The 26,201-nt window shown below is 55.9% G+C and carries 30 protein-coding genes and 1 pseudogene; 14 read left to right on the plus strand and 17 right to left on the minus strand.

Features of this window, described 5'->3' with window-relative positions; genetic code table 11:
* Positions 1-256 precede the first annotated feature (256 nt).
* The 3 genes from JMJ16_RS08980 to JMJ16_RS56860 all read left to right on the plus strand — a co-directional run bounded on the left by JMJ16_RS08980 (position 257) and on the right by JMJ16_RS56860 (position 1,410).
* Entirely contained in the window at positions 257-742 is a 486-nt protein-coding gene (locus JMJ16_RS08980; protein WP_201380464.1) for an MOSC domain-containing protein, read from the plus strand.
* 85 nt (positions 743-827) lie between these two features.
* On the plus strand, positions 828-1,166 hold the full coding sequence (locus JMJ16_RS08985; RefSeq protein WP_201380466.1) for a hypothetical protein: 339 nt from the start codon (positions 828-830) through the stop codon (positions 1,164-1,166).
* Positions 1,081-1,410 (plus strand): GNAT family N-acetyltransferase, encoded by a 330-nt coding sequence (locus JMJ16_RS56860; RefSeq protein ID WP_374228939.1) that lies wholly within the window; start codon positions 1,081-1,083, stop codon positions 1,408-1,410. The genes JMJ16_RS08985 and JMJ16_RS56860 overlap by 86 nt, the downstream gene beginning before the upstream one ends.
* A gap of 111 nt (positions 1,411-1,521) precedes the next feature.
* Here JMJ16_RS56860 and JMJ16_RS08990 read toward each other — a convergent pair whose 3' ends face one another.
* The 3 genes and pseudogenes from JMJ16_RS08990 to JMJ16_RS09000 all read right to left on the minus strand — a co-directional run.
* Complete coding sequence (locus JMJ16_RS08990) at positions 1,522-2,691, minus strand: GDSL-type esterase/lipase family protein (RefSeq protein ID WP_201380468.1); 1,170 nt, start codon at positions 2,689-2,691, stop codon at positions 1,522-1,524.
* Between the two features lie 78 nt (positions 2,692-2,769).
* Positions 2,770-3,651, minus strand: a complete 882-nt coding sequence (locus JMJ16_RS08995; RefSeq protein WP_201380470.1) for an NADP-dependent oxidoreductase — start codon at positions 3,649-3,651, stop codon at positions 2,770-2,772.
* Positions 3,652-3,709: 58 nt separating this feature from the next.
* Positions 3,710-3,880, minus strand: a pseudogene (locus JMJ16_RS09000) (NAD-dependent epimerase/dehydratase family protein); the annotation flags it as partial.
* Between the two features lie 210 nt (positions 3,881-4,090).
* Between JMJ16_RS09000 and JMJ16_RS09005 the strand changes: the two are divergent.
* Entirely contained in the window at positions 4,091-4,936 is an 846-nt protein-coding gene (locus JMJ16_RS09005) for a helix-turn-helix transcriptional regulator (RefSeq protein ID WP_236601307.1), read from the plus strand.
* Between the two features lie 125 nt (positions 4,937-5,061).
* Positions 5,062-5,577 (plus strand): Type 1 glutamine amidotransferase-like domain-containing protein, encoded by a 516-nt coding sequence (locus JMJ16_RS53845; RefSeq protein WP_236601309.1) that lies wholly within the window; start codon positions 5,062-5,064, stop codon positions 5,575-5,577.
* Between the two features lie 240 nt (positions 5,578-5,817).
* On the opposite strand, the gene JMJ16_RS09015 is transcribed toward JMJ16_RS53845, so the two are convergent.
* The 7 genes from JMJ16_RS09015 to JMJ16_RS09045 all read right to left on the minus strand — a co-directional run bounded on the left by JMJ16_RS09015 (position 5,818) and on the right by JMJ16_RS09045 (position 12,001).
* Positions 5,818-6,453 carry a tetratricopeptide repeat protein gene (locus tag JMJ16_RS09015; protein ID WP_201380474.1) on the minus strand — a complete coding sequence of 212 codons (636 nt, stop codon included), beginning with the start codon at positions 6,451-6,453 and terminating at the stop codon, positions 5,818-5,820.
* Entirely contained in the window at positions 6,428-7,186 is a 759-nt protein-coding gene (locus tag JMJ16_RS09020) for an ABC transporter ATP-binding protein (protein WP_236601311.1), read from the minus strand. Before JMJ16_RS09020 ends, JMJ16_RS09015 begins: the two co-directional genes overlap by 26 nt.
* A gap of 43 nt (positions 7,187-7,229) precedes the next feature.
* A complete protein-coding gene (locus JMJ16_RS09025) occupies positions 7,230-7,907 on the minus strand; it encodes a DUF1254 domain-containing protein (protein ID WP_201380476.1) in 678 nt (225 codons plus the stop codon).
* Complete coding sequence (locus tag JMJ16_RS09030; RefSeq protein WP_201380478.1) at positions 7,907-9,058, minus strand: DUF1214 domain-containing protein; 1,152 nt, start codon at positions 9,056-9,058, stop codon at positions 7,907-7,909. Before JMJ16_RS09030 ends, JMJ16_RS09025 begins: the two co-directional genes overlap by 1 nt.
* A 132-nt stretch (positions 9,059-9,190) precedes the next feature.
* A complete protein-coding gene (locus JMJ16_RS55930; RefSeq protein ID WP_201380480.1) occupies positions 9,191-10,051 on the minus strand; it encodes a LuxR C-terminal-related transcriptional regulator in 861 nt (286 codons plus the stop codon).
* On the minus strand, positions 9,946-10,758 hold the full coding sequence (locus JMJ16_RS55935; RefSeq protein WP_201380482.1) for a hypothetical protein: 813 nt from the start codon (positions 10,756-10,758) through the stop codon (positions 9,946-9,948). The genes JMJ16_RS55930 and JMJ16_RS55935 overlap by 106 nt, the downstream gene beginning before the upstream one ends.
* Positions 10,646-12,001 carry an AAA family ATPase gene (locus JMJ16_RS09045; RefSeq protein WP_201380484.1) on the minus strand — a complete coding sequence of 452 codons (1,356 nt, stop codon included), beginning with the start codon at positions 11,999-12,001 and terminating at the stop codon, positions 10,646-10,648. Before JMJ16_RS09045 ends, JMJ16_RS55935 begins: the two co-directional genes overlap by 113 nt.
* 129 nt (positions 12,002-12,130) lie before the next feature.
* Between JMJ16_RS09045 and JMJ16_RS53860 the strand changes: the two genes are divergently transcribed.
* Positions 12,131-12,727, plus strand: a complete 597-nt coding sequence (locus JMJ16_RS53860) for a transposase (RefSeq protein WP_236601313.1) — start codon at positions 12,131-12,133, stop codon at positions 12,725-12,727.
* 2 nt (positions 12,728-12,729) lie between these two features.
* Entirely contained in the window at positions 12,730-13,491 is a 762-nt protein-coding gene (locus JMJ16_RS53865; RefSeq protein ID WP_236601315.1) for a hypothetical protein, read from the plus strand.
* Between the two features lie 252 nt (positions 13,492-13,743).
* On the opposite strand, the gene JMJ16_RS09055 is transcribed toward JMJ16_RS53865, so the two are convergent.
* The 5 genes from JMJ16_RS09055 to JMJ16_RS09075 form a co-directional block, all read right to left on the minus strand.
* Complete coding sequence (locus JMJ16_RS09055; protein WP_201380486.1) at positions 13,744-14,208, minus strand: hypothetical protein; 465 nt, start codon at positions 14,206-14,208, stop codon at positions 13,744-13,746.
* A gap of 101 nt (positions 14,209-14,309) precedes the next feature.
* On the minus strand, positions 14,310-15,068 hold the full coding sequence (locus JMJ16_RS09060; protein WP_201380488.1) for an HAD family phosphatase: 759 nt from the start codon (positions 15,066-15,068) through the stop codon (positions 14,310-14,312).
* Positions 15,069-15,181: 113 nt separating this feature from the next.
* On the minus strand, positions 15,182-15,538 hold the full coding sequence (locus tag JMJ16_RS09065; protein ID WP_201382797.1) for a transposase: 357 nt from the start codon (positions 15,536-15,538) through the stop codon (positions 15,182-15,184).
* A 159-nt stretch (positions 15,539-15,697) separates the two neighbouring features.
* On the minus strand, positions 15,698-16,411 hold the full coding sequence (locus tag JMJ16_RS09070; protein ID WP_201380490.1) for an IS6 family transposase: 714 nt from the start codon (positions 16,409-16,411) through the stop codon (positions 15,698-15,700).
* A 311-nt stretch (positions 16,412-16,722) separates the two neighbouring features.
* Entirely contained in the window at positions 16,723-18,174 is a 1,452-nt protein-coding gene (locus JMJ16_RS09075; RefSeq protein WP_236601317.1) for a serine hydrolase, read from the minus strand.
* Between the two features lie 274 nt (positions 18,175-18,448).
* Here JMJ16_RS09075 and JMJ16_RS09080 point away from each other — a divergent pair, with 274 nt between their 5' ends.
* The 4 genes from JMJ16_RS09080 (at position 18,449) to JMJ16_RS09090 (ending at position 21,735) form a co-directional block, all read left to right on the plus strand.
* Positions 18,449-20,296 carry a protelomerase family protein gene (locus JMJ16_RS09080; RefSeq protein ID WP_201380491.1) on the plus strand — a complete coding sequence of 616 codons (1,848 nt, stop codon included), beginning with the start codon at positions 18,449-18,451 and terminating at the stop codon, positions 20,294-20,296.
* Positions 20,297-20,391: 95 nt separating this feature from the next.
* Entirely contained in the window at positions 20,392-20,607 is a 216-nt protein-coding gene (locus tag JMJ16_RS53870) for a hypothetical protein (protein WP_236600602.1), read from the plus strand.
* A 4-nt stretch (positions 20,608-20,611) separates the two neighbouring features.
* Positions 20,612-20,956 carry a hypothetical protein gene (locus tag JMJ16_RS53875; protein WP_236601319.1) on the plus strand — a complete coding sequence of 115 codons (345 nt, stop codon included), beginning with the start codon at positions 20,612-20,614 and terminating at the stop codon, positions 20,954-20,956.
* Positions 20,957-21,210: 254 nt separating this feature from the next.
* A complete protein-coding gene (locus JMJ16_RS09090; RefSeq protein WP_236601321.1) occupies positions 21,211-21,735 on the plus strand; it encodes a transposase in 525 nt (174 codons plus the stop codon).
* 274 nt (positions 21,736-22,009) lie between these two features.
* On the opposite strand, the gene JMJ16_RS09095 is transcribed toward JMJ16_RS09090, so the two are convergent.
* The gene (locus tag JMJ16_RS09095) at positions 22,010-22,153 is read right to left on the minus strand and encodes a hypothetical protein (protein WP_201380493.1); all 144 of its coding nucleotides are present in this window, start codon (positions 22,151-22,153) and stop codon (positions 22,010-22,012) included.
* 119 nt (positions 22,154-22,272) lie between these two features.
* Here JMJ16_RS09095 and JMJ16_RS09100 point away from each other — a divergent pair, with 119 nt between their 5' ends.
* From JMJ16_RS09100 to JMJ16_RS09110, 3 genes are all read left to right on the plus strand, one after another.
* Positions 22,273-23,409 carry a hypothetical protein gene (locus JMJ16_RS09100; RefSeq protein WP_236601126.1) on the plus strand — a complete coding sequence of 379 codons (1,137 nt, stop codon included), beginning with the start codon at positions 22,273-22,275 and terminating at the stop codon, positions 23,407-23,409.
* On the plus strand, positions 23,324-24,205 hold the full coding sequence (locus JMJ16_RS09105) for a transposase (protein ID WP_236601322.1): 882 nt from the start codon (positions 23,324-23,326) through the stop codon (positions 24,203-24,205). Before JMJ16_RS09100 ends, JMJ16_RS09105 begins: the two co-directional genes overlap by 86 nt.
* Positions 24,206-24,476: 271 nt before the next feature.
* A complete protein-coding gene (locus tag JMJ16_RS09110) occupies positions 24,477-25,376 on the plus strand; it encodes an SMI1/KNR4 family protein (RefSeq protein ID WP_201380496.1) in 900 nt (299 codons plus the stop codon).
* A 19-nt stretch (positions 25,377-25,395) separates the two neighbouring features.
* Here the strand turns inward: JMJ16_RS09110 and JMJ16_RS09115 are convergent, their stop codons facing one another.
* Positions 25,396-26,154, minus strand: coding sequence for a transposase (locus tag JMJ16_RS09115; protein WP_201380502.1), 759 nt, complete (start codon positions 26,152-26,154; stop codon positions 25,396-25,398).
* Between the last annotated feature and the right edge of the window lie 47 nt (positions 26,155-26,201).

Raw genomic sequence — 26,201 nt, forward strand, 5'->3', positions numbered from 1 at the left:
CTGTTGAAATGGCAGGAGGAAATCCGTGGCTAACGTGCCCACGGGTGGACTTTGCCCTTTTCTAAAGGCTGTTTTCCTGTAGAACAGGTATTAACATCCTTAGTGTGTTCTAGACCGTGGGTATGCAAGGCATACGCCCACGGTCATTTGCTTTTTGGTCAATCTGTCTGTGCTTTGAGAAGGTCGTGGGTCTGAGTGACTCACGGCCTTCTCTTTTGCCTCATCAATCATTGCTATAAATGAGAAAGGAAGAAAGATGTCTATGTGGAAAGGAATCGTCGTCTCTGTACATATCGCGAGCACCGTAGGTGCGCCGATGCAGTTGGTTCAATCGGTTCGTGTCGTGGCGGGAAAGGGATTAGAGGGGGATCGCTACTTCAAGGGAGAGGGCTTTTACTCCTGGTTTAGCGGTCCCTTGCGCGAGGTTTCACTCATCGAGGCCGAAGTCCTTGAGCGATTAGCACATGACCATCATCTTGTCCTCGAACCAGGGGAAACGAGACGCAATATCGTCACGCGGGGAGTGCCTCTGGGACACCTTATCGGGCGAACCTTTCGCGTTGGTTCGGTGCTTCTCCGTGGTGTCGAAATCTGTGAGCCGTGCCAGCACCTTGTAGAAGTGACAGGAAAGAAGCCGCTTCTCTCGTCGCTCATTCATCGCGGCGGCCTGCATGCCCAGATCATGACCGATGGTGTCATTCAGGTTGGCGACGTAATCGAGCCAATGGAAATCGCATTGTAAACGTGAAGAAGGATAATACAGGAGCGAAAGGAGTCAATATGTTCAAATATATGGTACGACCAGCCGAGGGTGGATTCCTCTGGAGATGCTGTTCGAAGCCGCAGCTGTTGATGACACGATGCGGGCGACAGGGCGGGAAAAGGCGCTTTCGCTGCCAGCTAACCAGAAATACCTGGCTGGCTGGGGAAGAAAGGGCGATGTAGGAAGGATCGCCGTAGAAGCGGAGGGCGTGCCACTCGGTGCTGCTTGGTATAGGCTCTTTCCTGCTGAATCGCCCGGCTACGGTTTGGTCTCGGCAACCATTCCAGAACTGACTATCAGCGTCCACTCAAACGCTCGTGGTAGGCATCGGAGGCGCTCTCATTCAGGCCCTCTTGAGCGCCGCAGCCGAGCAGGGATGGTCGGCCCTCAGCCTCTCAGTTGATCGCGAGAATCCTGCCAGGAGGCTCTACGAGCGTTACGGATTTTGTGACGCGAGTGTCTCCCAGCCATCAGACTCGTCCGTGACCTTGGTAAGGTACTTTGCGTGTTCGGGGGTCCCTAGGTGTTGTAAATCCCAGGATTCAGTGGGAGAAATCAGTACAGCTATCTGGGTGGGCACATGGTTTGAAAGAAAGAGCTTTTGGCCTGAGAACGATCCGCAGAATTATACGATTTTCTCCCGCTGAATCCTGGGATTTACAAAAACGGTACGCTAAGCTTGTCGTGTATGCGGGCTTTTACGGTCAAATCCCAAACATAATCTTCTGTCTGAGAAGAATACCATCAGGAGCATTTCCTTATGCCTCTCGACCGGGGTTGCCGGTCAACTGGTTGATATCCACGGCTTCGGCCATCAAACGGTAGCCCTCATCGTTAGGATGGATGCCATCGCCAGAATCGTAGGCCGGATGGAGCACAGCTTCGTCATCAGGGGAAGCCAGCGGCGTCGCGAAATCGAAGATCGCATCGAACCACTGCTGGCCCTGCTCACGCAGCCACGTATTGACGAGTCGGCGTTGCTCCACCTGCTCAGGCGGATAGCCGCCGGGCAAAATTGTTGTCCCAAATACCCGCCGATAGGTTTTCCGCGCCTGCTGCGCCACCCGCTGGAACGCATTGATCAGCGTGGCACCCGCCACCCCAATGCGCAGGTCATTCGAGCCGATATGCACGATGAGATCCGTCGCACCTGGCTGCGTGAGTGCATCCCAGGCCAGCCGTTTGCTCCCGGCTTCTCCGAACATGAATGGGGGCATCCCCGTGGCGACCTCGGAAGATGTCAACTGGTTGCCACCAATGCCCGCGTTTAAGACTGACATAAAGTGTGTTTCCCCAGCATCCCTCAAGCGGTGAGCCAGATAATCAGGCCAGCGTCGGTTAGCATTGGGCGTTGAGCCGAAGCCATCGGTCGTCGATGAGCCAAAAGCCACAACCGCGTGCAAGGGCGCAGATGGTACTACGTCAATTCCCGTAATCAACCACCAGGATGGGGTCTGCAAAGGATAAACAAAAAACGTAGCTTCTGCCGGGATTGCGGTCACGACACCAGGGCCGGAGACATATGAGGTTTGCTGCGCGAACATGTGACCCGTCAAGCTCTCTCCCTGGGCCAGAACAAAGGTGATCGCCAGATCGCTGAACGCTTCGGCGCGCAAGGAGACGGGATCACTCACCACGTCCTGACCTGGTTCCAGGGTGACGGTTGGCTGTCCCGCAAATTGCACCGTCTGGGCTCCTGGGCGCACAACTGGACTCTGGAGCGCCTGCCCCATGGAGACCGAAGTGAGCGTGACCGGTCCGTCCCCATAGCGATTGGATAGGCGCAGCCGAAGCTGTTCTCCACCCGCGTGCAGATGGACAATCTGCCGCAAGGTGCGGCTACTCAGAGTGGCCGAAAGCATTCGTGTGGGGGCCGCATACCATGCCCCTACCCAATTCATCTGGCCAGAGGTTGCTACATTCGTCATACAGGGCATCATCCTTTCACAAAATCATTCTTCTTCTCATACAAAAACTCTACCACCCTCTTTTCATAACCTTCGTGTTCAGGCGGTGAGGATAATCTTGGCAACACCGCCCTTTTCGGCGATTCCCTGTGCTTCGGCGGCATCAGCGAGCGGCATGATGCGCTCGATGGGGATCGTCAACTTGCCGTCGCGTACTGCCTTTGCATAGCGCAAGATCTGCGCAGCCCTGGTTGAGGGGTCGACTTGCCCAAAAACGGTAGTGATGTGGACGGTAGGATAAAGCGCGGCGTCGTGCGGGTTTTGCTTGGGGAAACAACCAAACGTACCACCTTCCTTGACCCTGGCAAGTAACTTGTCAGCGAGCTTCCCACCAACGGTATCAGCGACGGCGATGGTCTCGCTCACGCCAGGAAGTTGCCGGGCAGCATCAAGTCGTTTGCCGCGAACGCCAGCAATGACCCGAGCACCGATCTCCGATGCCGCGAAGACCGCTGAGCGACCGACAGAATCTAACGCCCCGGTGATGAGGACGGTCTGACCGGGTTGGACGTTGGCACCAAGCCGTATCAGCGTATCGCCCGTGACGTTGACCAGTGGAAGCGCGGCAGCGGTGATCATCTCCAGGCCATCAGGAATTTTGGAGAGATCGGTGGCTTTGACGGTACATAGTTCGGCATAGGTATGTAGAGCTATCGCCATGACGCGGTCGCCAGGTTCGAAACTGGTGACGCTCTCGCCTACCTCGACAACGGTGCCAACGAGGTCGCAGCCGGGGATGTAGGGGAACTCTACCGGAATGAAGTCCTTGACTGCGCCAGAGCGTACCATCCAATCAGCAGGGTTGATGCTGGTGGCAGAGACGCGCACAAGCACCTCACCTGCGGCGGGTTTGGGATCTTCAACGTCTTCATAGGTAAGTGCTGACGCGGGGCCGTACTCGTGGAGAACAATTGCCTTCATGCTTTACCTCGATTTCTTGAGAACTGTTCATGATCGAACAGACGTCTTTTGCTTTCTAGCTGTCAAGGTCGTCGAGAGCACCACGATGCACTTGAGCGCCAGCAGCCACGAGCGCAGCAACAGACGTGTCCGAACGGGCAAGACCTAAGATTTCGTGACCAGCGTCAAGCAGCTCTGCTACGACAAGAGAGCCAATGTGTCCGGTCGCTCCAGTAACAAAAACACGCATAGAAAAATCTTCTTTCATTGCCCTCTTGGTCGTAAGAGTAAAGCGTGAGCAGGTTTTCGAGCAAGAGGAATTCCATAGACACTTCTGTGATGGTTCATTTACTTCATCCATCACGAGTGTATAATAGGGAACAGATTTTAACGAGATACGAGTTTATTCAGGAACTAACACTTCCCGTTTCCGGTCACATCACTGAGTGGAGTATGCTTCATGTCTATGAATCAGTTGAAGTTGGATCGTCATCACGAATTAGCCGCGTTCTTGCGCAATCGTCGCGCTCGCATATTGCCAGAGCAGGTGGGATTACCGAGAGGGACACGAAGGCGTACACCGGGCTTACGGAGGGCAGAAGTGGCCCTGCTCGCCGGAGTCACCCCCGAGTGGTACAGCAGGCTTGAGCAGGGGCGAGATATTCACGTCTCCGTGCAATTGTTAGAAAGTCTGGCGAGCGTCTTGCAACTGGACACGGATGAACGCGCCCATTTATTTTTCCTTGCACTCAACCAGCCACCTCCCGTCAAGACGTTTTCGCCAATGACAATCAACCCAACCATCCAACAGTTTCTCCAGCAACTTGGGACCATCCCGGTGTGCGTCGTTGATCCCCGTTCGACGGTCGTGGCCTGGAATACCGCCTTTCGCGTCGTTTTTGGCGACTATGCCACGCTGTCTGAGCGAGAGCGTAACATGATCTGGAGATTATTCACGCCTCCTTTGTTGCGGAAAGAAAGCGAGGAATGGGAGAAATTAGCACGAGTGTTTCTAGCGCAATTTCGCGCTGGATATGGTCGTTTCATCAACGATCCCTGGTGGGGCACACAGATCGCAGAACTTTCTCGGATTAGTCCGGCATTTCGGGAATTATGGGGCCGTCATGATGTACTCAACAGGCCAGAAGGATGGAAATCAATACATCATCCGCTTGTAGGAGAACTGACCCTTGATTTTTTCTTGCTCCAGGCGGGCGATTCCTGCGATCTGCGGCTCCTGATTTACTCGCCTCGTAGCAATTCCGGGACCGCCGAGAAAATCGAGCGGCTTCTCGCCTGTGAGTAGTAGAGGCAGCATACCGTTTCCGCTGTTCCAGAAGATCTTGCTCCTGCAGCTCCTCTGACGAGACATAATGCTGCACCAGTGGAACATATCCTCGGAGTTCACGGGTATTACCCCGACGTTTGGGCATGACCCGTTGTGGTCGTGGTTCCTTGCTCACATCAGTGTTTCCCTTCATGACGATCTACGTGGGGATGAGCGCCGGGAGCATGGCGGTGGCCACCTTCGGCGAGACCTACCGTGATCCGCGCAGGGGCAGCGGTGAAGCGCTCACGTCGGAAGACATCGTGTTCGCCACACCCCAGGGAGAAATCAGCAGGATCTTGGTCACGGCTCAGGGAGTGGGACTGGTTGACTTTGCGTTGATTCCGCACCTGGATCACGAGGATCACCCGGACGCTTCCCTGGCCAACGCAGAGAAGTGGGCTGCGAGGCTACCCATGCCAACGTACGCGATCGACGATCAGACCGCCATCAAAGTGCTCGACGGAGCAGTCGAAGTGGCCTCCGATGGAGCTGGCACCCCAAGGCTGGAGACGTTGAACTGGACACACACTGCCACTTACCTGATCAGGAAAATGGTGCGAAATGCTCTTGATAAGATCAGGGAGTCTCGGTATTTGAGCTGCTCGTTGCGCAGATAGAATGCAACGATGGTGGTGAAAAGGAGAAGGATACCCTCATTTCCCCCTCTTGACATTGGACGTGGGCATATGATCAGGAACATGCTCACATACGCTCTGTCAATGAGGTAGAGCTTCTAGGCCCTCCGTTAAGGAACGATCGTGTTTGCCGCAAAGTAGATAATTGCGGCACAGTTTTCACGAAACTGGACCGAACTTATCTCCCCTGCGGCCAATTGGGTCGCTCCTTAACTCAGAGCCTTATAGTAGCTTTGCATCTTCAGGTTGGAGGTTCAGGTAGACTTGATAGTCGGCTTCGGATTCGGCAAGGTGAGCGAGTTCTTTGTGGCTTTGCGCTCGGGTAAGGTAGGTCTCGGCGAGTTGTGCATCCAGCGCGAGTGCTCGGGTACAGTCGTCAATGGCTTGCACGTAGTTGTGAGCTCGATAGGAGGCCAGGGCGCGTTTCTGCCAGCTTGACGCATTATTTGGTCGTAGCTCAATTAATTGGGTGAAAGCCTGGTAGGCTCGCTCAGGCTGACCGAGTTCCAGAAAAATGTTGCCGCGCGTCTGCCAGGGTAGATAGTGCTCGGGATCAAGCGCGATGGCTCTGCGACAATCGACAAGCGCGCTATTAAAGTGCTTCATCTCCATGTCACACAGGGCCCGCATGGCGTAAGCAAAAGCGTTGTTGGGGGTGAACTTAATGGCCCGACTATATTGCTGGTGCGCGGCCACAAAATGGTCGTTATATGCGGAACACGAGGCTAGCTGAAACCAGACCTCAGAGAGCGTTGGATGGCGTTGAATGACGCGCTTAAGCATGTCGCGAACCAGGTCGTTTCCTCCTAATTTGAGGAGTAGCGAGGTGAATTCAGACCAGTACTCTGGGCAGGACACGAACGGTCTCTATCCAGCGGGTCGCGTCACCGGCGACACGCACCTGGGTCCCCATGCCAAACATGACAAGGCGTAAATTCGCTGGGGTGTCCAGGCGCAGGAGCCGTGAGCGAAACACCCCAATGAGATCGCAGAGTTCATCGGCCTCTGGTAGATTATGCGTGGTGAGAAAGATGGTCCGTCCCTCCGTCCGCAATTGCTTGATGAAGTCGCGCACCACCCGCGCTGCTTCAGGATCGAGGCCAGACGTTGGCTCATCCAGAAAGATGATCTTTGGTTCGTGCAGCAAGGCGCGGGCAATCGCTAGTTTCTGCCGCATGCCTTTCGAGAAGCCACCGACCTTGTCGTCGCGCCTCTCCCAGAGATCGAGCAGATGCAGGTAGCGTTCGACCTGAGAGGCGGCTCGCTCGGCGGTGAGGTCATACAACTCTGCAAAGAACAGCAAGTTCTGCCAGGCGCTCAGTCGGTCATACAACCCCGGCGTCTCAGTGAGAATCCCAACGGATTGCCGAATAGCCTCATTTTGCGCGCCCAGGCGATATCCCGTCACCGTAGCGCTGCCGCGCGTGGGGGCAATCAAGGCCGAGAGCAGACGCACGGTGGTCGTTTTGCCTGCGCCATTCGGTCCCAGGAAACCAAAGACGGTCCCCTCTGGAATGGCAAGTGTCAGGTCGTCCACAGCCACCAGGCTGCCGAAGGCACGGGTTAATTGGTTGGTTTCGATCGCGTTCATCAGTTCATCCTTCACTCTTTCCAAAAGGTAGGCCACTGGGGTGCTATTGGCCGGGTTGCCACTGGCTTAGCGGTGTGAGCTGGATCTGCTTCGCCAGTCCATAGGCCGTGGCCAGGTCGCTGTCACTTTCCACGAGCGTGCGTCCGATCAGCAACACCGTATTGTTCGGCGAGACGATCCGCTTCATCCCAACCGGCACCTTTCCCTGCCAGCCGGGTTCGCTAATGAGATAGTCGCCAGCCTGCGTCCCGGTGGTGCGCCGGCCCACATAGGCGAAGTCCGTTCCCCACGGATCCGTCAACTGGATGCTGTAATAGCGGCCAGCCATGTCCGGTACGTGCAACACTTCCGGCCCTGTGCTCAGATCGAGCCAGCCCCCAGTGTAGAGCGTGTCGTGGTTCCCGGTACTCCCCAGGGCGTTGGACTGCGAGGGGGAAGCAAGGGTGGGCATCGTATAGAGCGTATTGATGGGAATGCCAGAGGAACTGCCTGGGCTTATGCCGTGCTGGACGACCGCGTTCTCCAACCCGTTGTAGATGAGACGCGTATAGAGGTAGGGGTAAGCGAAGGCGCCGACTCCCCACACAACCAGGACGGTCACGGCGAAGGTGAGCAGGGGAACCTTCCACCAGCTTCTCGTCCGAGTCTGCGAGGTCTGCGAGAAGCTGGACGCAGCCGCGCTCTCCTGATTGTTCGGTTCCTGGTTTTCCATGTGCGCCATTAGTGCACCTCCACGATAGGCGGCACGTGGTACGCGCCACTGAGGATAGCCGCACCGGGCTGATAGACCCGGAGCCAGAGCTTGAAGTACCCGCCGGGGGCCGGAAGCCAGTTTGCTTCGTGCCCCGCCGGGGCGGCCTGCTGGATGTAGATGTCAATGGAGCCGTCGGTGTTGGGCACCAGGCCCGACCGGTCACCGACGCTGTAGCGGTTGCTCGGATTGGCCACCATCTGGCCCTGCGTGTTGGTCATGGTCAGCGACCAGAAGGCCTGGTTGGGCGGCAGCCCTCCCGGTGGGAAGTGCAGGAGGTAGTTATGCCCTCCAGTGAGCGTCTGATCCGCCCCATCCACCGTCGCCGTCCAGTACACCGCCTCTTGCGGCAGGTTGACCATGGGGAGGGTCTGGGCGCAGGCGGCTTGCAGAAGGATGCCATTGCTGGCCTTGCCACATTGCAAGCTGATATTCCAGCCATTGGTCGTCGTTTGCATGGCATTGGCCTGGGCGTTAATGAGAAGACCGGCCGTGAGAATGGCCAGCACTGCTCCCGCGAGAATCCCCAGCACCGCGAACGCGAGGTTCAGAAGGGCAGCCCAGGCTCGATGTCTGGCCGGTGAACAAGGCAAGGGAGGGGACGGTGGGGTCCATCCCGGATCGGCAACGGGGGTGGACGTGGCTGGCCTGACAAGGCGCCGTCCGACCAGACCTCCCAGAGCGCCGAGGCCCACTCCCAGACCGAGCTCTAAGGCGAGGGTCACGATCAGGCTGAGAGCGATGAGAACGATGACGATCGTGTGTAATACACCTAGCGAGAGACTCCCACCACGCTGCCCGGCTTGATTGAGGGCCTGCGTGACCTGCCCATTGGTCGCGATTTGCACAATGGCAAAGATCACCGCGATCAGGCCGCCGATCAGACCCGCGACCAGTCCGACCAGCGCGCCGGTTGTAACCCTGCCGGTCTGGCGAGTGGCGAACAGGCCGATCACGAAAAACGCGACCAGCCACACCAGAACGTCAATGATTGTCTTGAGCGATCCAGGGGAGAGCAGCGAGATGATGATCTGGATCGCGCCCAGCACGGCCCCACAGATCACTCCCCATTTCCAGATGAACGCAGCGCCTCCCCGGCGCACCGTCCCATGTTCGTGCATACACGTTCCTTTCCTCTTCTCCTATTGCATTCTACAATAGGAGATATAACATATTGTTAATGTTCTTTCTATTGCAGAATCTAACGCAAAAAAGCTAGGTTGTCTTCCCTCGAAAGAGGTATTTCGTGGGGATCATGTCCTCCTCAGGAGGGAGGGAGGGAGGATGTGCAAGGCACGTGCCCGGGCCACGGCCTGGGTGCGATTCGTGGCGCCCAGTTTCGCCAGGAGATGCTTGACATGGAGTTTGACAGTATACAGGCTGAGTACCAGGTGCTCGGCGATCTGCTGGTTGGAGAGGCCCTCGGTCACCAGTTGCAAGACGTCCCACTCCCGTGCACTCAGCGGCTCATAGAGCGTCGAGCGTGGTACTGGTTGCGTCGCGGCATCGGGCTGGGTCTGCCAGACGGGCACGATCGCCGCCTGGATGCGCTGAAGGTAGTCAGGCGAGGCGGTGGTAAAGGGGACCATCAGCGCGAGCAGGTGCCCCATCACCTCGCCTTCATCGGCAAACAGGCGCAGATACCCTTCTGGCTCGGCTTGAGCGAGGATAGGGCCCAGGGTGGCTAGCGCCTGCCTGGTCTTGCCCTGGGCGTGCAGCGCTAGCGCGCGCAGCATCTGGATCTCAATGAGCCGACCATGAGCACCTGTCCCAACGGCGATCTCCAGCAGATGGTCCAAAAGAATCTGTGCTTGAGAGAGCGCCAGGGCATTCGGGTGGCCTCGTCCACGTGCGATCAAAACCCGCGCCAACGTGACATAGCCCGCGTAGCGACCCTTCCCCAGGGGGCTCGTGAGCGGATCGTCAGAGTGTAACCCGCAGGTCGAGGCCCACTGCAAGGCAGGATCAAGCTGCCCGCAACGCAGGGCAAGGCGGACGGAAATCAGGATCAACACGTCTTTGCTCGCCTGGGGAACGGGAAACTGCGCCACGTCAAACGCTTCGCTCTCCAGGAGCTGCCTGGCTCGATTAATGTTGCCTTGCGCCAGGGCCACACGCGCCAGGACTCCGAGTCCGAGTAGTGCCAGCCCCTGCTGGCACGAGCAAGATCCAGGTGTGGAACCAGTTCGAGGGATTGCGTCGCCTCGGACTCCGCTTCTTGCAGGCGATTCCACTCATACAACAGGATTCCATAGCGCTGATGCGCCATGGCGAGAGCCAGGGACGGGAGATGGTGGTGCCAGGCGAGCGCGCGGAACAAGTCCTCATAGAGCCGTCCCAGTTCGCGTAATCGCCCCAGCTCCTCGTACAGCTCATCAAGACTGGCGACGACCACGAAATTGGGGCTGGGTGAGCCCTCAGGCAAGGCTTGCCGCAAGGTCTGCTCCGAATCCCCACTGACATGATAGGCAGCTCCAAGGAGCACGCGCTGGCGCCAGAGGGTGAACCGACTCCAGGTTGTCTCGGGGCCCGTGAGCGAACGCGTCATCTCCACAGCGCGGGATAGCGCCTGCGGGATATCCCCTCGGGCCAGATCCAGCGTTGCAACAGGCAACGCCAGCTCTCGTTGCAGTTCTGCCTGTGCCTCGGGATCGTCCTTTTCATGCGTCTTGAGCAGCCCTGTGAGGTGCTTGATGACCCCTTCAGGGTCAGGCGGCTGCGACGTGCGTAGGGGCTGGGTCCAGATCAAGGCAAGGGAGAGATACACCGAGGCCGCGATGACCTCCTGCGGAAGCCGATCCAGCCAGTGTCTCAGGCGCACAAGCTTTCCTGTTCCACGAAAGATGGCACCAACTCCGCCAGCAAGTGTGCTGCGTGAGGCAGGTCGGAAGCTTGATACGCATACTCACAGGCCTCCTCTGCCCACCCATGCTGTTCATACCAGCGACTGGCTCGACGATACAGTTCCGGCACCAGCGCTGGCTCCTGTTGCTGGAGCAGGGTGCGCAGCGTTTCGGCGAAGAGCGGATGGTAGCGATACCAGGTAGCTGTGTCATCCAACGCACTGACGAAGAGGTTTTCCTGGAGCAGGGTTGCGAGCTTCCGCTGGCCACCAGACTCTTCAGTAACGCTCTCGCAGAGCGGCCCGGTGAGTCGCTCCAGAATGCTGGTCCGAGCAAAAAGCGCTGCATCTCCGGTGGTTGCCGCAGCAGGATTTCTTCACACACATAATCCAGGAGAAAGCGATGAGTTACCCCCGTCGTCTGGAGCACTTCTGCAGCATCGATATACCCGCGTAGGGCCAGCGTCAACAATTGGATGCCAGCAATCCAGCCCTCCGTCTGCTCTTCCAGCAGACGGATCGCCTCAGAACTGAGCGGGAGCCCCATCGCGTGTGCAAACGCCTCAACTTCAGCGGATAGAAACCCCAGAGCCTCTCTGGGCAGTTCACAGATCTGCTGACGCGCCCGCAAGCGTGCAAGTCTCGGTAGGTCCACCCGTGTGCCGAGCAGCAGATGCAGACGCGAGGGGAGATGGTTCAGCAGAAACAACAGGAGGGCCTGACTCACCTCGGTCGTGAGAGCGTGAACGTCATCCAGGATCAAGACAGTGTCGTGCTGGAGCAGGCGCTCAAGGTCGTTAAGGAGGCGAGTCAGCACTTGTTCGTGCTCGTGGGGATGCCAGGGCCAATCCGTCTGAGCCGCGCTGTCCAGGCGTGCGTCGACGCGTGCCAGAGCAGCGATGAGTGAGGAAAGGAAACGCGCCGGGTCGTTCTCTGCCTCCTCGCAGGAAAGCCAGGCCGCCGGCTTCGTAGCCGTAGCAGCCCATTCGGCCAGCAGGGTGGTCTTGCCAGAGCCAGCAGGAGCCGAGACCAGTGTCACTGGTCCTCGCAGGCCCTGCTCCAGAAAGGTTCCCTCATCGCAGGTAAAGGTGAAAGTGGTGGCCGTTTCCAGCCAGGTATACCAGGACGGGGTATCGAGCAGTACGGTCAGGTGCTGGCCCTGCTGCTCGTATACCAAACAGCCGTTGCAAACTGTTCCAATGGGTGGTGATGCCTTCTCCATGTGACAACCCTCCGCGAGAAAGGTGGGAGATGTTAGGGATGCTCTGAGGTAGACTTTATCCAATTACTAGACAAAAAACGAAAGGCAGAGTAAGCTTCTCTCAAAATTCTTACCAAGGAAAAAAGAGAGATGCAGACGCTGCCTAAAAGGATTATACACGTGTTGCGCCACTTTGAAACCGCTTTTAGCGAAAGGATTTGGGAATGGGCCAAAGTGCTGCTGATTGGGGCGATTTTGGCTCCTGGTGAGCGAACGGTTACCGCCATCTTGCGCGTGATGGGATGTGCCGAGGAAAAGCACTTCCAGAACTATCACCGTGTGCTTAGTCGTGCCATCTGGTCCTCGCGAGAACTCAGTCGCCGCCTGCTGGTGCTGCTGGTGTCTCTGTTTGTTGCCGCAACTGAGCCAGTGATCCTGGGGATCGACGAAACTATCGAGCGCCGACGAGGTCGCAAGATTGCGGCACGCGGGGTCTCTCGTGATCCCGTTCGTTCGAGCAAAGAGTTCTTTGTGCGCAACAAATGGGTTGCGCTGGATCTCGATACTGCTGCTCACGCCAATTCCCTGGGCACAGCGGGTCTGGGCCTTGCCCTTTTTGACCGCGCTGGCTCCATCGGAGCGCTATCACGAAGAACGCAACATGCGACACAAAACCATTACGGATTGGGCCTGGCAGATGATCCTGCAAGTCACTCGCTGGCTGGCTGCCTGCACGACGCCTGGTGATCGTGGCTGATGGCACCTATGCTGTGCTCTCGTTGCTGCTGAACGTGAGTCGCTTGCCCAGCGCGAGCATCCTCACACGCTTGCGTCTGGATGCATGCTTGTACGAGCCCGCTGCCGCGCGTGAAGCCGGGAAACGAGGGAGGAATGCTCTCAAAGGCCAAGCCCAGCCCAAGCTTTCTGCCCGCCTCATCGCTTCCACCACACAATGGAAGAAACACACTCTTTGCTGGTATGGAGGAACCAAGCGAGAGATGGAGCTTGCCACGGGCACGGCTCTGTGGTATCAATCTCCCGTTCCTCCAGTTGCCATCCGCTGGGTGCTCGTTCGCGATCCCCAAGGCCAATACGAGCCGATGGCTTTGCTGTGCGCGGATCAAGAGGCACTGGCAGTCCAGATCGTCGAGTGGTTTGTCTTGCGTTGGACGCTGGAAGTGACGTTTCACGAGGTGCGTGCTCATTTGGGCGTGGAGACCCAACGCCAATGGTCGGATCTGGCGATTATGCGCACCACACCTGCTCTCCTGGGCCTCTTTTCGCTCGTGACCATTTTTGCGCAGCAGTTGTTGGGGAAGCACCCCTTTCCCATTCGTCAGACGGCTTGGTACACCAAAGCCTTGCCCACCTTTTCCGATACGCTTGCCTTTGTCCGCCAGCATCTGTGGCCCTCCACCTTTTTTTCGGTGTCGTCAGATGAAGGCGACACCGTTCAAATTCCACGGGTGCTTTTTGATCACCTCGTGGACACGCTCACTTTTGCAGCATAGCCAGATCTTGTTGTTTGAAAATTTGGATAAAGTCTACCAGAGTAATTACCAATAAACCCAACAGTCTATTGGCAAAGTTTACAGCATAGTAATATCAGCCTTCTGATATGCATATGTCGTCCTCAATAAAGAACATTCAGTCATATTTACGGACAAGCCAATAAAGCATGACTGGATGTTTTTTTCGCTCCACTGTTCTCTGTATGCGAACAGATGTATTACCCATTGGGAAGGGAGAGAGGTGCGAATGTGTCACCTTACTCGTACGTACGTCAGTGCAAGGTCCTTCTCCCAGGCTGCTCCCTCTCGTGACATTTCACCCTGACTTTCTATCTTGTTGCCGTTGTCTTCTATGGTCATGGTGCATCGCTGAGAAAAACTGGGCTCATCACGCCACCACTTGAGCTGATTTCCTGTCATGGTCATGTCGTATTTTCTGGAGATGCCGCGTTCATCAAAGGAAAGCTGAAAATAGGTTTTCGCCACATCATCGCTGCTAAAAATCGCAACCCCGTCAGGAAAACTAGGGTGGTCAATCTCTGTGTGCATGATCAAGAACGCGCCGCCAGCAAGCCAATCAAAAGTTGTACGGCCATGCAAGATTATCCCGGGAAGGTAGGGATGAGACCCGGTGGTTTGCCATTGCCCCACTAACACCTTCAAGGGTTCAAGCGCGGGGTTGGGTCGTAATGCTTTGCTTCCGATTTGTTCTTCCATATTTTTCTCCGATTTGTTCTTCTATATTTTTCTATGATAGTGGTAAGATCCCATGCATCCAAGATGCACCACCCCGAATGAAAGTCATCCATTCGGGACTTTCAGAGGAAATGCCCTACGAAGCGAGCCGATTTTGCCCTCAAATGTGGATCTGTCCCGCTTTTGGTGATGTCAACCGATGGGCAGAGCTGCATATCCCTACTTGTAAGCACATCTTTGAGAGGTATCCTACAGGTCTCGCTGCTTTCTGAAGCTTCCAAGCACGCTTGTACTTCGGCAATGGTCTGGTCGGTATCCTTGAAGAGGATAGCTTTCATACCCACTCGTTGCGCGCCCTTTACACACTGCTCGCGATCATCAATGAAGACCACTTCTTCCGGGTGTACCCCAAGGCGCTCGCAGGCGAGTAGGTAAAAGTCCGTATCCGGTTTCTGCATCCCCTCCTCGCAGGAGTAGAGCATAACCTCTATCCCTAGCATTTCCTCCAACTGAAACATGCGGTTCTGCTGCTCGCGGGCTCCCGGCCAATCGTTACTCAATGTCGCCAGTTTGTAGCGTGGCCGCAGACTCTCAAGAAAGTGAATGAGTTTCATGTTGGGTTCTTGCATGGCCCAGTTGTCATCTCGAAATTCGCGCAGTTGGTCATCATCGAGATGATAGATCATTCCCAGTCGTCCCCAAAGTTCCTCTTCCGTGATGGCGCCAACGTTCGCAGGGCCAATGACTCCGGACGCGACTAACAACTGCATAAATTCCCCATCTTTGAGACCAAGTCGTCTCGTCCATTTCATTGCCAAGTCCTCAGGGGTCTCGAGGAGGAGCACTCCACCAATATCAAAGATCACGGCACGAATGGGCATAAGGGAACTCCTTTCCGATGAGAAATGAAGAAAGAAAGCAGTGCGCAAAAATATATCCGATTATGATATATCCGTAGGCGTTATATTAATGCATGTTCGATTCATTGTCAAGATCAAACAGAACCGTGAGGAAAATCCGATAAGAACTCCTTCACAGGATAGAGCCGCTCAAGCTTACGACGTGCATCGCACGAAGTGAATTGCCAGGAAATGCCACGCCGTTGTTTGTTACGCTCATTTTCCACCGCCAACACACGACGACGCAAAACATCCTCGTTTTCCAGGCGGCGTGACAACGCGTTGCGCTCCAGAATGGCGATCTCGATCTCAGCCATATTCAACCAGCTTCCGTGCTTTGGCGTGGAATGGAACTCCAGGCGTTGCAGAATGCGACGAGCTTCACTTGACGGGAATGTTTCGTAGAACGCCGCAGGTGTATGGGTATTCAGATTATCCTGGACCAGGCGAATGTACTCGGCATGGGGATAGACTTCATCAACGAGTCAACGGACCACCTTGGCATAATCCTGCATGGGGTATTGTCAACTTATCAAAGGAAATGAAGAGCTTTTCTGGGAATGACGAGGAAGAAAGGGAAAGGCAAAATATGGAGAGCGGATGATGAAGCGCTATGCGATTGCTTTCATCCCTGTCAATTCATTCCATACCCGGAATCGCTTCTGCATGAGGGCTCGATACTCCTCTGCTCGCAAACGATGCCGTCTGGGACGGAAATGATCGGAAAGAGGGCCAAAGGCGGAAAGAAAGCGTTGGGCATGGCCAGGAGATTTGAAGCGGCGCATCGTCCGCTCTCGTTGCCGTGTTGGTTGATGTGAGTTTTCAGCCCGATTATTCAACCCTTTGTGCTGGCGGTGCTCGACTCCTGGCATAATCCCTTTTTTGGCGGCACCGTAACTAGCGTGCGTATCTGTAATGATCACTCGCAGCACATATTGCAGCCCTTTGAGGAGCTTGCGAAAAAACTTCTTGGCAGCGTTTTTGTTGCGCCGACTCTGCACCAGAATATCAAGGACATTGCCATACTGATCCACAGCACGCCACAAATAGTGTTGCTTTCCATTGATTTTCAAGAACACCTCATCGAGATGCCACTTGTTTCCCAGCTTACCAGAGCGATACTTGAGTGTATTGGCATACTGCTGACCGAATTTCAGGCACCACTGGCGAATTGTTTCATAGGTCATGCTGATTCCACGTTCAGCCATGATCTCTTCGAGATCACGGAAACTGAGCGAGAACCGAAAATACAGCCACACGCAGTGACCAATAATCTCAGGTGGGAAGCGGAACCCTTTGTAAGGGGAAACAGATGATGGTTTCATGCCATCAGTATGTCAGAAATTTTCGTTTGTTAGCAAGTTGACAATACCGTGGAATGTCCTGATTGTGCTTGTATGCGCATGGTGGAGTCCTGCGGTTCAAGTCCCACGACAGACGCAAAACGACGACCCCCAATACCGGACAGCGATGGGTCAAAAAGGGGAATGGAGACTGGGATGTTGTCGGCGCTTTAAAGAAGGAGGGAGAGGTAGGATCACTGTCACCAGCCACAAGGAAGGGACAGTGACCACCGAGAGGCGTGAAACACACTGACTTTTTTCTGGAAAGTGAGCGGTACCTCTTTCTCCTGGACTTACTCGGAGGAGAGTGGAACCCGACTGAATAACCGGCCAGCGAGGTCTACTCCCACGACCACGCCACTCGTGTCGCGGGTGAAAAAGCCGCGTTGCCCCTTGAGTTCACCGCTGGTGATGATGTACTCGTTGGATGAGCCGGGCAGCAAGCCGAAATCGGCAGGCTCGGGGTCCGGGGGCGGTGCGTTCTTGGAGGCCTTGCGGATCTCTGGCTTGATCCGAACCGCGAGCCTGAGCCCGGCCCCAACCGTGTCGATGGTGAACGTCATCATCTCATTCTCGTAGGTTCCGGCAATCTCTCTGGCCCGCGCCGCGTCAAACGGGATGGGCTCCTGGTCGCGGTCGACGAGTCCCAGATAGTGCTCAAGCGCGAATCTGACGATGGCCTGGTTGAACGGGATACCATCTGGGCCAGCGTTGGTCAGCGAGATGACGGCGAAATTGCGTTCAGGAACGAGAAGCAACTCGGAGAACTGGCCGTTTGCCGAGCCGCCATGTCCAACGGTGCGCACGCCGTCCACGTCGCGCAGGAACCAGCAGAGACCAATGGCGTCGCCAAGGGAACTCGCTCGCAACTGAGCCGTGGGCTCCTTCATCTGCCGTAGCACATGTGTGGGGAGGACCTGAATGCCGCTTTCTGTGCAACCGTCACTCAGATGGAACCGGCCCCAGCGCAGCAGGTCTGCCACCGAGGAGGCGATGCCCCCACCAGGGGCATCGCCGCGCGAATGCCGCCACGGACGTGCAATGGACAGTGTCCCGTCTTGAGCGCGGTCGTGTCCGACCGCGAAGCGCCGGGTCATGATATCATCGCGTGCGAAGAAACTGTGCGACAGCCCCAGTGGCTCGAAGAGGAGCTGCGCAACAGCCTGCTCAAATGCGACGCCCGTGACGTTCTCGATGAGACGTCCGAGCAGGTTATATCCCGCTTGACTGTAGGAGACCCGGCTCCCAAGAGGGGCGATCAGATCAACTTCAGCCATCTTCGCCACGTAGCGTTGCAAGGCGTCGTCCCCTTCGCCAGTGTCGACGTTGACTCGCCAGTCGAGCCCGGAGGTGTGGTTGAGCAGGTTGAGTACCGTGATGTTCTCTGCAGCTTGTGGATCTTTCAACTGAAACTCTGGAAGATAGCGGCGGACTGGCGCGGAGAGTTCGACCTTTCCTTCTGCGACCAGATGTATCAGGGTGGTTGCGGTAAAAGACTTCGTAATCGAACCGAGAGCAAATAGGGTGTTCTGATCGATGGGGAGTGGATTATCGACACTCGTCACTCCGTGGCAGGCAGAGATCTCCTTGCCATCAGCCCATACCCCTACGGCAACGCCTGGGATATTGAATTTTTTGAATGTTGTCTCGACAAAATCAGCGAACGTGATCTGCGACATTTCCCTTACCTTTTTGGTAGATGGACGCTCAAGTATTCCGCTTCCACTAACTCCCCAAAAAGGCAAGAAACCACGGTGTTTCCCGAGAGCAGCAGTCGCGAACAATGTATTGACAAGTATATCACGCTCGCACTTCAGATGAGGAGCAGTTTCTCCAGATGTCCGTCAGTCGATTCCTAGATTTTGCGCTGATTTCCTACATGATATCTCAATATTCGTGCAGATGGTGCCCAATTTACCACATGCTTCAAAGAATAAAATATAGTTACTACTTGACAGTAACAGAGTGACATTTTACACTGTGTGTAAGACATGTTGTTTTTGAACCAAGGAGGAGCAGATGGCGACTGTTTTGGGATGGGTCCAGCGGCGCTGGAACGAAGTCTTAGAGCCTGTGGTGAGCCGTGCCACGGTGGCGCAGGAGTCCCAGTTGCGAGCGCTGTGGGAGCGTGAACTGGAGTGGTGGAAGACGCAGCGGGGATTGTCTGGTGACTCTCTGCGTAAACCGATCACGCAGCTGCGGCATTTGATTCGTCTGTTGCCAATGACGGAGGAGAATAGCTGGGAGAATCCGCGGACGAATGAACGAGAACATATCGGGCTGCGGGTGTTCAATCTCTCGGAGGGAGAATGGGTGCAGATGAACGCGCGCGCACAGGGGGTGACGCAGGAGCGGTTGAAGCAGCAGGTCTTGCTCAAAGATCCTGATGCCCTGGTGGAGCGGGCGCTCTCCTTGTTGTTTTCGCCAGAGTGGGCAGACCTGGTCGTGGGCATCGCGGTCTGTACCGGTCGTCGCCTGGCCGAGATCATGAAAACCGGGGAATTCCGTGTGAAGGAGCCCTATACCGTCTGGTTTGAGGGACAGGTGAAGGGCCGAGGTCGCGAGTCGGAACGCTATGAAATCCCGACGCTGGTGCGAGCGTTTCTGGTGGTGGAGACCGTCCAGCGGCTGCGTTCCCTGGTGGACTGTACGGGCCTGGAGATTGAGCAGGTCAGTCAGAAGTATGGCAAGGCGGTCAACGAGGCGGTGGAACGGCGCTACGGCGATCTGGAGGAACTGGTGCGTGCCACGCGCGAGAAAGTCAGCGTGCATAACTTTCGGGGAATGTATGCCCGCATTGCCTGCTTCTGGTATGCGCCCCCGCCGGTGGCCGACATCACGTACATGGCGCAGATTCAGGGCCATCGTTTTGTGCTGGAGCCGCGAGTGGAAGATGGGACCCCACCTGAAGAGGTCGAGCAGATCCGACTCAATTATGCCAGTCATGCCAATTACGCGGATTATAAGATTGCGGATAAAGATGGCAACATTGATGGCCGCCAGGGCGTGCGGTTAGGGCAGCCTGGCGTGACGGTCCTCGATGAGTTCCGCAAGGAGTATGAAACATGGGTGGAGAACACCCATCCGGAGCAGCTCCTCCTGAAGAATGTGCTGAAGAAAGGTCGAAAGAAAGCGGCGAAAGAGAACAAAACCGGCTACTCGACCTTCAAGCCGACGATCCAGACGCGGGCCTGGGGTGATGATCTGCGGGAAGAGATCGCCCGCCAGGTCAAACGCGAAGTCAAAGATGACGAACTCTTGCGCCGAGCCTTTGCGGCGTATGAGAAGCAAGAACTTCTGGGAGACCAGATGCAGGGGAGTGTGGTGCGGCAGGATGGAAAGGTTTCGCTCAACCTGGAGCAGCTGAACCTCCCAGCAGAGACGACGGTCCTGTTACGGGAAGGCATGGCCCTGACAGGAGTTTCAGATCTGTTAACCTATCTCTTAGCAGCAGGTGAGCGAGAGGCGCGTCACTTGCGCAACCAGGCGAGACGACACGATAGCGAACGCTACGCGGCCATGAAAACCTCTCAACTCGCGGGGATGAAGGCCCCTGAAGCGGGCAATGAGCGCTATCGACGAGCAGTGTATACGCTCATGCAGTGGAACGAAACGCGCCGTCCGTTAGAGCGCTGGTACATTACCACCCTCGCCATTCAGAAGCTAGTGGGTGGCCGCAAGGAGGCCATCAATGCCTATCTCGAGACGCATGAGGATGAGATCAAGGCTCATCATGATCGTCTGGAGATTAAGCCCTCCTTCAACCGAAAGCCCGAACCGATCACAGAGATGATCCACATTGCTGAGGAGCCGACGGTATTCCCCTGGGGCAAACCGGCAGAAGAAGCTCAACCTGAACAAGAATAGAAGGTGCAGAAGAGAGGATACGAACTAGTGGGTCACTTGCCATTTGCGACAGGAATGTGAGAAGCTGAGGAAAACCATATGGACGGAGCCCGGAGATGTCGCGTTTAGCATCGGAACCGTTGAGAGCATTGACCGAAGAGGAACAGAAGGAATTACAGCGAGTGAGTCGAGCCTCAAGTGAGCCGCGTATCCGCCATCAGCGAGCAGTGGCTTTACTGGCAGTGGCTGAGGGGAAAAGCTTGAGTGCGCGCAGCACGCCTCGCCGGCTGGAAAGGCCACGATCCAGTCACAAAGGTGACCAGGCGATGTAACAGCTTGGGAATCTTAGCCCTGGACGATTTGCCCAGGCTGGGACCCCATCGAACGTACGGGCCAGCGGAACGGACACGGATTTTGCAAGAGGCCCACCGAACTCCTGACCGCAAGGAGGATGCCACGGCAACCTGGTCACTCACGTTGCTGCAACGCGCCTTGCGTCAGGCCAGCGATGGCTTGCCAAAGGTAAGCACTTTCACGATCCTGCATACGTTGCACGAGGCTGGCTACAGTTGGCAGAAAGATCGCACCTGGTGCCATACTGGCAGAACGCTCAAAAAAGGAAAAGACGGGACGGTCTATCAAAAGGAAGATCCCTCTACACAGGAAAAAAAACGGCGATAGAGCGAGCCTATGTGCTGGCAGAACGGCTCGGTTTACCCTTGTGGTGTAAGATGAGGCAGGTCCTTATCAAACTATTCCTCTTCCTGGTTACGCCTGGCAGCTAGAGGGAACTCCGGGCCGCCAGGACCATCAATACATTCGTGGCAAGACCTGCAAATTCTTGACCTTGTGCGCGGCCAGCCACTGGTGAACTGCGAGCCAAACCCGTTGATCAAAGCACGAATGCCATCTTGCATCCCTGGCTCAAGGAGGAATTGGAGGCCATTCTCAAGCAATGTCCGCCTGCCCCAGAACTGGTGCCAGAAGGGCGGCGGTGGCAAGATTGGGACCCGTTTCCTGCGGCGGAGCAACTGGATCGGATGTATCCTCCCTTGCGTATGCTGCTCATTTTGGATAATCTCGCAGGCCACTACAGTCGCGATCTGGTGAGTTGGTGTGGAGAACATGGCATTGGGCTCTTGTACACGCCTTGTGCTGGTTCCTGGCTCAACATGGCCGAATCCGTGCAGCGCATTATCATCCGACGAGCTTTGGAGGGACATCATATCTACGATGTGGAGATCCTCAAAGATTGGCTTGCTGACACGATCGAAGGGTGGAATCGTCATCCCACGCCATTCACCTGGGGAGGCAAGCGCCATGCCCGCTGTGATCGGGCGTATGCCCGTCGTCACCGGCAGGGAGGATCAGGAGCGACCACTCAATACGTGCTGCCGCGACGCATTCGTTCCGTGCGGTATTACCGGCACATCGGCAATGCCATAGGACTTGGCAAGTGACCCACTAGAGAGAACCTGCTCCTGGTTCGTATCCTCTCTCAAATTCCTATAGTCTTGAAAAGTGTCATTTACCTGAATTCTTGGCGGCTTTGCAAGATAATATGCCGATGGTTTTAGCGGCTGTAAGCAGACAAGCAGTGACACATAATCTGGCGAAACATCGCTGGAGAATAAAATTAGGCATCATACCTGTTGTTTCCTAAGCGTTTCTCGTTATCGCGCCAAGTTATCTGGCAATTTGGCACTTTATCGGTTGTTACGCAAGTTTGCTGATTCAAGCAACCGATCGGAGACCATCGAGAAAGCAACGTGGCTTGTTGAGTACATTGGCACGTTTCCAGCGGAAGTGCTTTTTCCCACTATCAGCGAGGTTGCGTAACAACCCTTTATCTGGCAGAAGATATGTCGTTTGACACATAAACTGGCTCTTCCCACGGGATACGCAACGAGCTGACAGCAAGCTAGCAGCATAAAAAGAAAAGAGACATCTAATGAGAGGGAAACAAACCATACTCTCACAAGGAGGTCTCTCTGAGTATGATACCCAACCCGAGCATAGAGGTCCAAACCTCTCCCGTAGATCGTCCCTCGGTGCCAGCGTGGTTCGCCGAAGTCGTCATCCTGTCCCAGCACCTCACAACGAAAGGGATTCTAGAAGCCTTCGCCCATCAAGTCCAATTGGTGCGCGGACGCTTCGGCAGCTATGAACCAATTGATTTTCTCGCGCTCCTGTTCGGGTACGCGATGAGTGGAGAACGAACGTTATCGGCTTTCTTTGAGCGAGTCACTCCCTTTGGGTCAGCCTTCATGGCCCTGTTTGAGCGTGCGAACCTTCCCCATCGTGCCACGCTCAGCCGTTTTCTGGCGAGTGTCGATCGTCCCTGCTTGGAAGTGTTTCGCCAGCTCTTCGAGCAATACGGCTTCACTGAAGGGTGGACCTCGGAGACGATCGGCGGTATTTGGGATCGACAGAGCCGCCGCTACATCGTCTTTGATGTCGATGCGACACGTCAGGCAGCACGGCAGCGAGCGTTGCCCTGTGATCCAAGCTTGCCTCCCCCTCGACGCCGACTCGATGCGGTCTGCGCGCCAGGCTACACCGGACGAAAACGAGGTGAGGTCGTCCGCACACGCACCGTCGCGCTTCAGATGCATACTCGTCAATGGATCGGCACCTTTGCAGGCCGGGGCAATGGTGACTATCAAGCAGAGCTCGCTTCCGCGCTTCGGGCCATCACAACCTACCTGGAGCTCTTTGCGCTCACTGCACAGGTAGCTCTTGTTCGCCTCGACGGGCAATATGGGGATACAGTAGCCATTGCACAACTGATTGCAGCAGGCGTCCATCTGGTGACACGAGCGAGAGGGTATCGCGTCCTGGAGCACCCTCAGATCCAGCGCGTGCTCGCTCACCTACCAACCGCGAGGGTGACCAGAGTGAACAGTGATGAGGAGGTCGAGTTGTTTGATGGAGGCTGGTTGTCATTGGATGAGGGGGTACCTCAAACCCGCATCATTGTGGCTCGGCATCGTGCCCCCGCACCAGGCAAGAGGGTGTCGGTGGGCAAGTGCATCGGTGAGTGGGTGTATGAGGTCTTCATCACAACCCTGCCCATCGATGGATTCCTCGTCGCGCGATGTGCTCGATCTCTATCATGGGCGGGGAGCCTTTGAAGCGGTACTTGCGGATGAAGATGTCGAAGAAGATCCCGACCGCTGGTGTTCGTACACCGAGTGTGGACAAGAACCCTGGCAGATTGCGTGTCAATGGGTATGGAACCTCCGGCTCTCACTTGGACAGGCTATGCAAAAAGCTGAGCTACGCGAGATCGAGTGGGCATCTCCGAAAAAGACACCTCCTGTGCTTCTCACCATTGAAGAACCAGTTGAGGAGTATGGGCCGTGGGAGTGGGCCGCAGCATTCGGACGAGCCACTGGACGCTTCGGGGCTGATGCCTTTACGTTACAAGAGGATGGCAAGCTTCGCTGTCCAGCGGGAGCAAGCTTGTGGTTGAGCGAAGTGCGCCAAGAAAATGCGTTCACTCAGCGTGCCGTCTATCTCGCGTATCAGACCGACTGTCAGCGCTGTTCTCTGCGAGAACAATGCCTGGCGAAAGGTGCCAAAGGCAATCGTGCTCGACGGGTCAGCGCTGTCCGTCGCCTCTTGCCCCCACCTGCTTTGGCTGAGTGTGAGCAAACGCCTGTCCTTCTCGGACCAATACGATGGGTGGATGTCGCAGGTCGAGCGCTTCGCCGCACCTGGACGACCCATTGGCGTCGTCAACACACCGAGATCATCGCGCTTGTTGAGTGTCCTGAGAAGGTTTTCCCACCACCACGTCCCCCTCGTGAAGTGCGTTCGCATTACCGCTGGAGGTGGTCCGACCGGCTCGCCTGTAATGCCTGGTGGGGACCACCGCAACGGCGTGTTTCCGTGGCAGGCGTCCCCACCTTTCTCGCTATCAAGTAATACAGGAGGAACTGGCGAACAAACAGGCGATTTGAGCGAGGTGTCATTGCTCCTCTGAGCTTGTCATGAGGGCCGAGAGTCCCTGTCTGCTTTCAACAATCTCTTCCATTCCTTCATTGCTCGTTTGCTGCAAGCTCGTTGCGTATCCCGTGGGCTCTTGACCACTTTCGGGGCTTACCGTCTGCTTGTTAAAGGGACTCATTGCCGCTTTGCAGGCCCTTGCTAGGAAAAGAAAGAAAAACAGAGCATTTTGAAGAGAAAGGCATACACTATGGACTCAGTTACCACCCTCTGGCAGAGAATTGATACCTGGTTCCAGACCTTTGCTCCCCGGCGCGCCATCGATCTGAACCCAGGAGTATCCCCTGCAGAACTCAATGAGGCCGAAACGGCCCTGGGCTTTCCCCTCCCTGATGATTTCAAGGCTTCTTATGCGATTCACAACGGGGCTAGTGGAAACGGGCTTTTGATGGGATATCTGGACTTTTCCCCACTCAGCGGTGTCGTTGCTTCGCCTCAAAAATACCAGGAGCTGTTGCTGAATACTGCCTGGGCAAGCAGGCCACCGGAGTGGGTCAAGCAGAAGAAGCATCTGCCGGTCCAGCCCGTTTGGCGACATCCCCGCTGGCTCGATTTTGCAGGCATCGGAGACGGGGATCAGTGGTGTCTTGATCTTGCCCCTCCGCCTGATGGGAACCCAGGGCAGATCCTTTTTTGGAGCCATGAAGTGGGTGTAGCGGACGTCCTCTTCGCGAATTTTGAAGCTCTGCTTTCAGCTTTTGCAACTCAACTCGAAGCAGGCTTGCTCCTGGGCTGCGGTCCAGTTTTCAATCCAGAAAAACTGACACACCTCTCAGAGCGACGAGCAGCCTTCCAACAAGCCACTCCGGCCAAACTCCTCCTCCATCAAGCCATGAGCCGGGCTTGGGATGAAGCGGAAGACATTGAGAGAAGCCTCTCAACCTTCAGGTGGGTGTTGCAGATGGAAGCCGCCACTCCAGATGATAGATTCTTTGCCTATTATGGACTCATCACTTGGTGCGCGACAGAAGACGGATATTGGGATGAGATCCCCTCGCTGTTCGCGAAGTATGAGTCGGAAGCATTAAATATGCCAACAACACATTGGGTCCACGAGGAAGTGGCCGTGCTTGAGCCATTGTCACGCTGAGTGGCTCTAACCCAAGACCCTAGATAGCATGAAGCACCCTCTTGCGCAGGAGCAGGAAACCAGCCCGGCCATACCCTTGCCTTTTGATGAGTTTGAGCTTGGTGACATGACCCTCAACCATGCCGTTGCTGATCGAAAGGCTGAGGCCAGCCCTCACCGCCTCTTTGTCTTTCTCGACACCAGAGGCAAAGGATTGCAGTTCGGCAAGGTTGCTCATCTCGACGCGCTTGAGCCAAGCATCCAGGTGATGGTCTTCTCGCTTGCGAACCATCACCAGAAACTCTTGAACCAGCTGATACGCCTGCGAGAGTTGGGGATTGGCTAGGCGGAACATCTCCAGATCCTGCTTCTCGATTTCATCGAGTGTTTCAGGGTCGCGGATAAAAAGCCAGATCGCCGTATTCGCGGTAAATTTTTGCAGGCGATGCACATTGACCGAAGCTTTTACCTCGGTCTGTTTGAGTGTTTCTAGATAGCGATAGACGGTGCGCTCCGAGCCGTCGTAGCCTTGTTCCTTGATGTCACGATACATCGCCAGGCCGTTTCGCTCGCCTGCTTCCCAGCGCGAGAGGACGTATGGCGCGTAGATCTCGAAGGAGCCTGGCCTCCTCCGCCGCCGCTTGGCGTCAGGAAAGGTGTCGGATCTCAACCAACGCTGAATGGTTCGCCCTGTCACACCGAGAACCTTGGCAATCTCTTTGGGAGGTTTTCCCTGACGATTGAGTTCGACTGCTTGTTCATAGCGTGCCAAGCGCTCCGCTCGTCGTGCTTGTTGCACGCGCTCCACATGAGCTGGGATTTTCGGACGCCATTCGGCAAGCGAAA

The sequence above is a fragment of the Ktedonobacter sp. SOSP1-52 genome (assembly GCF_016587395.1).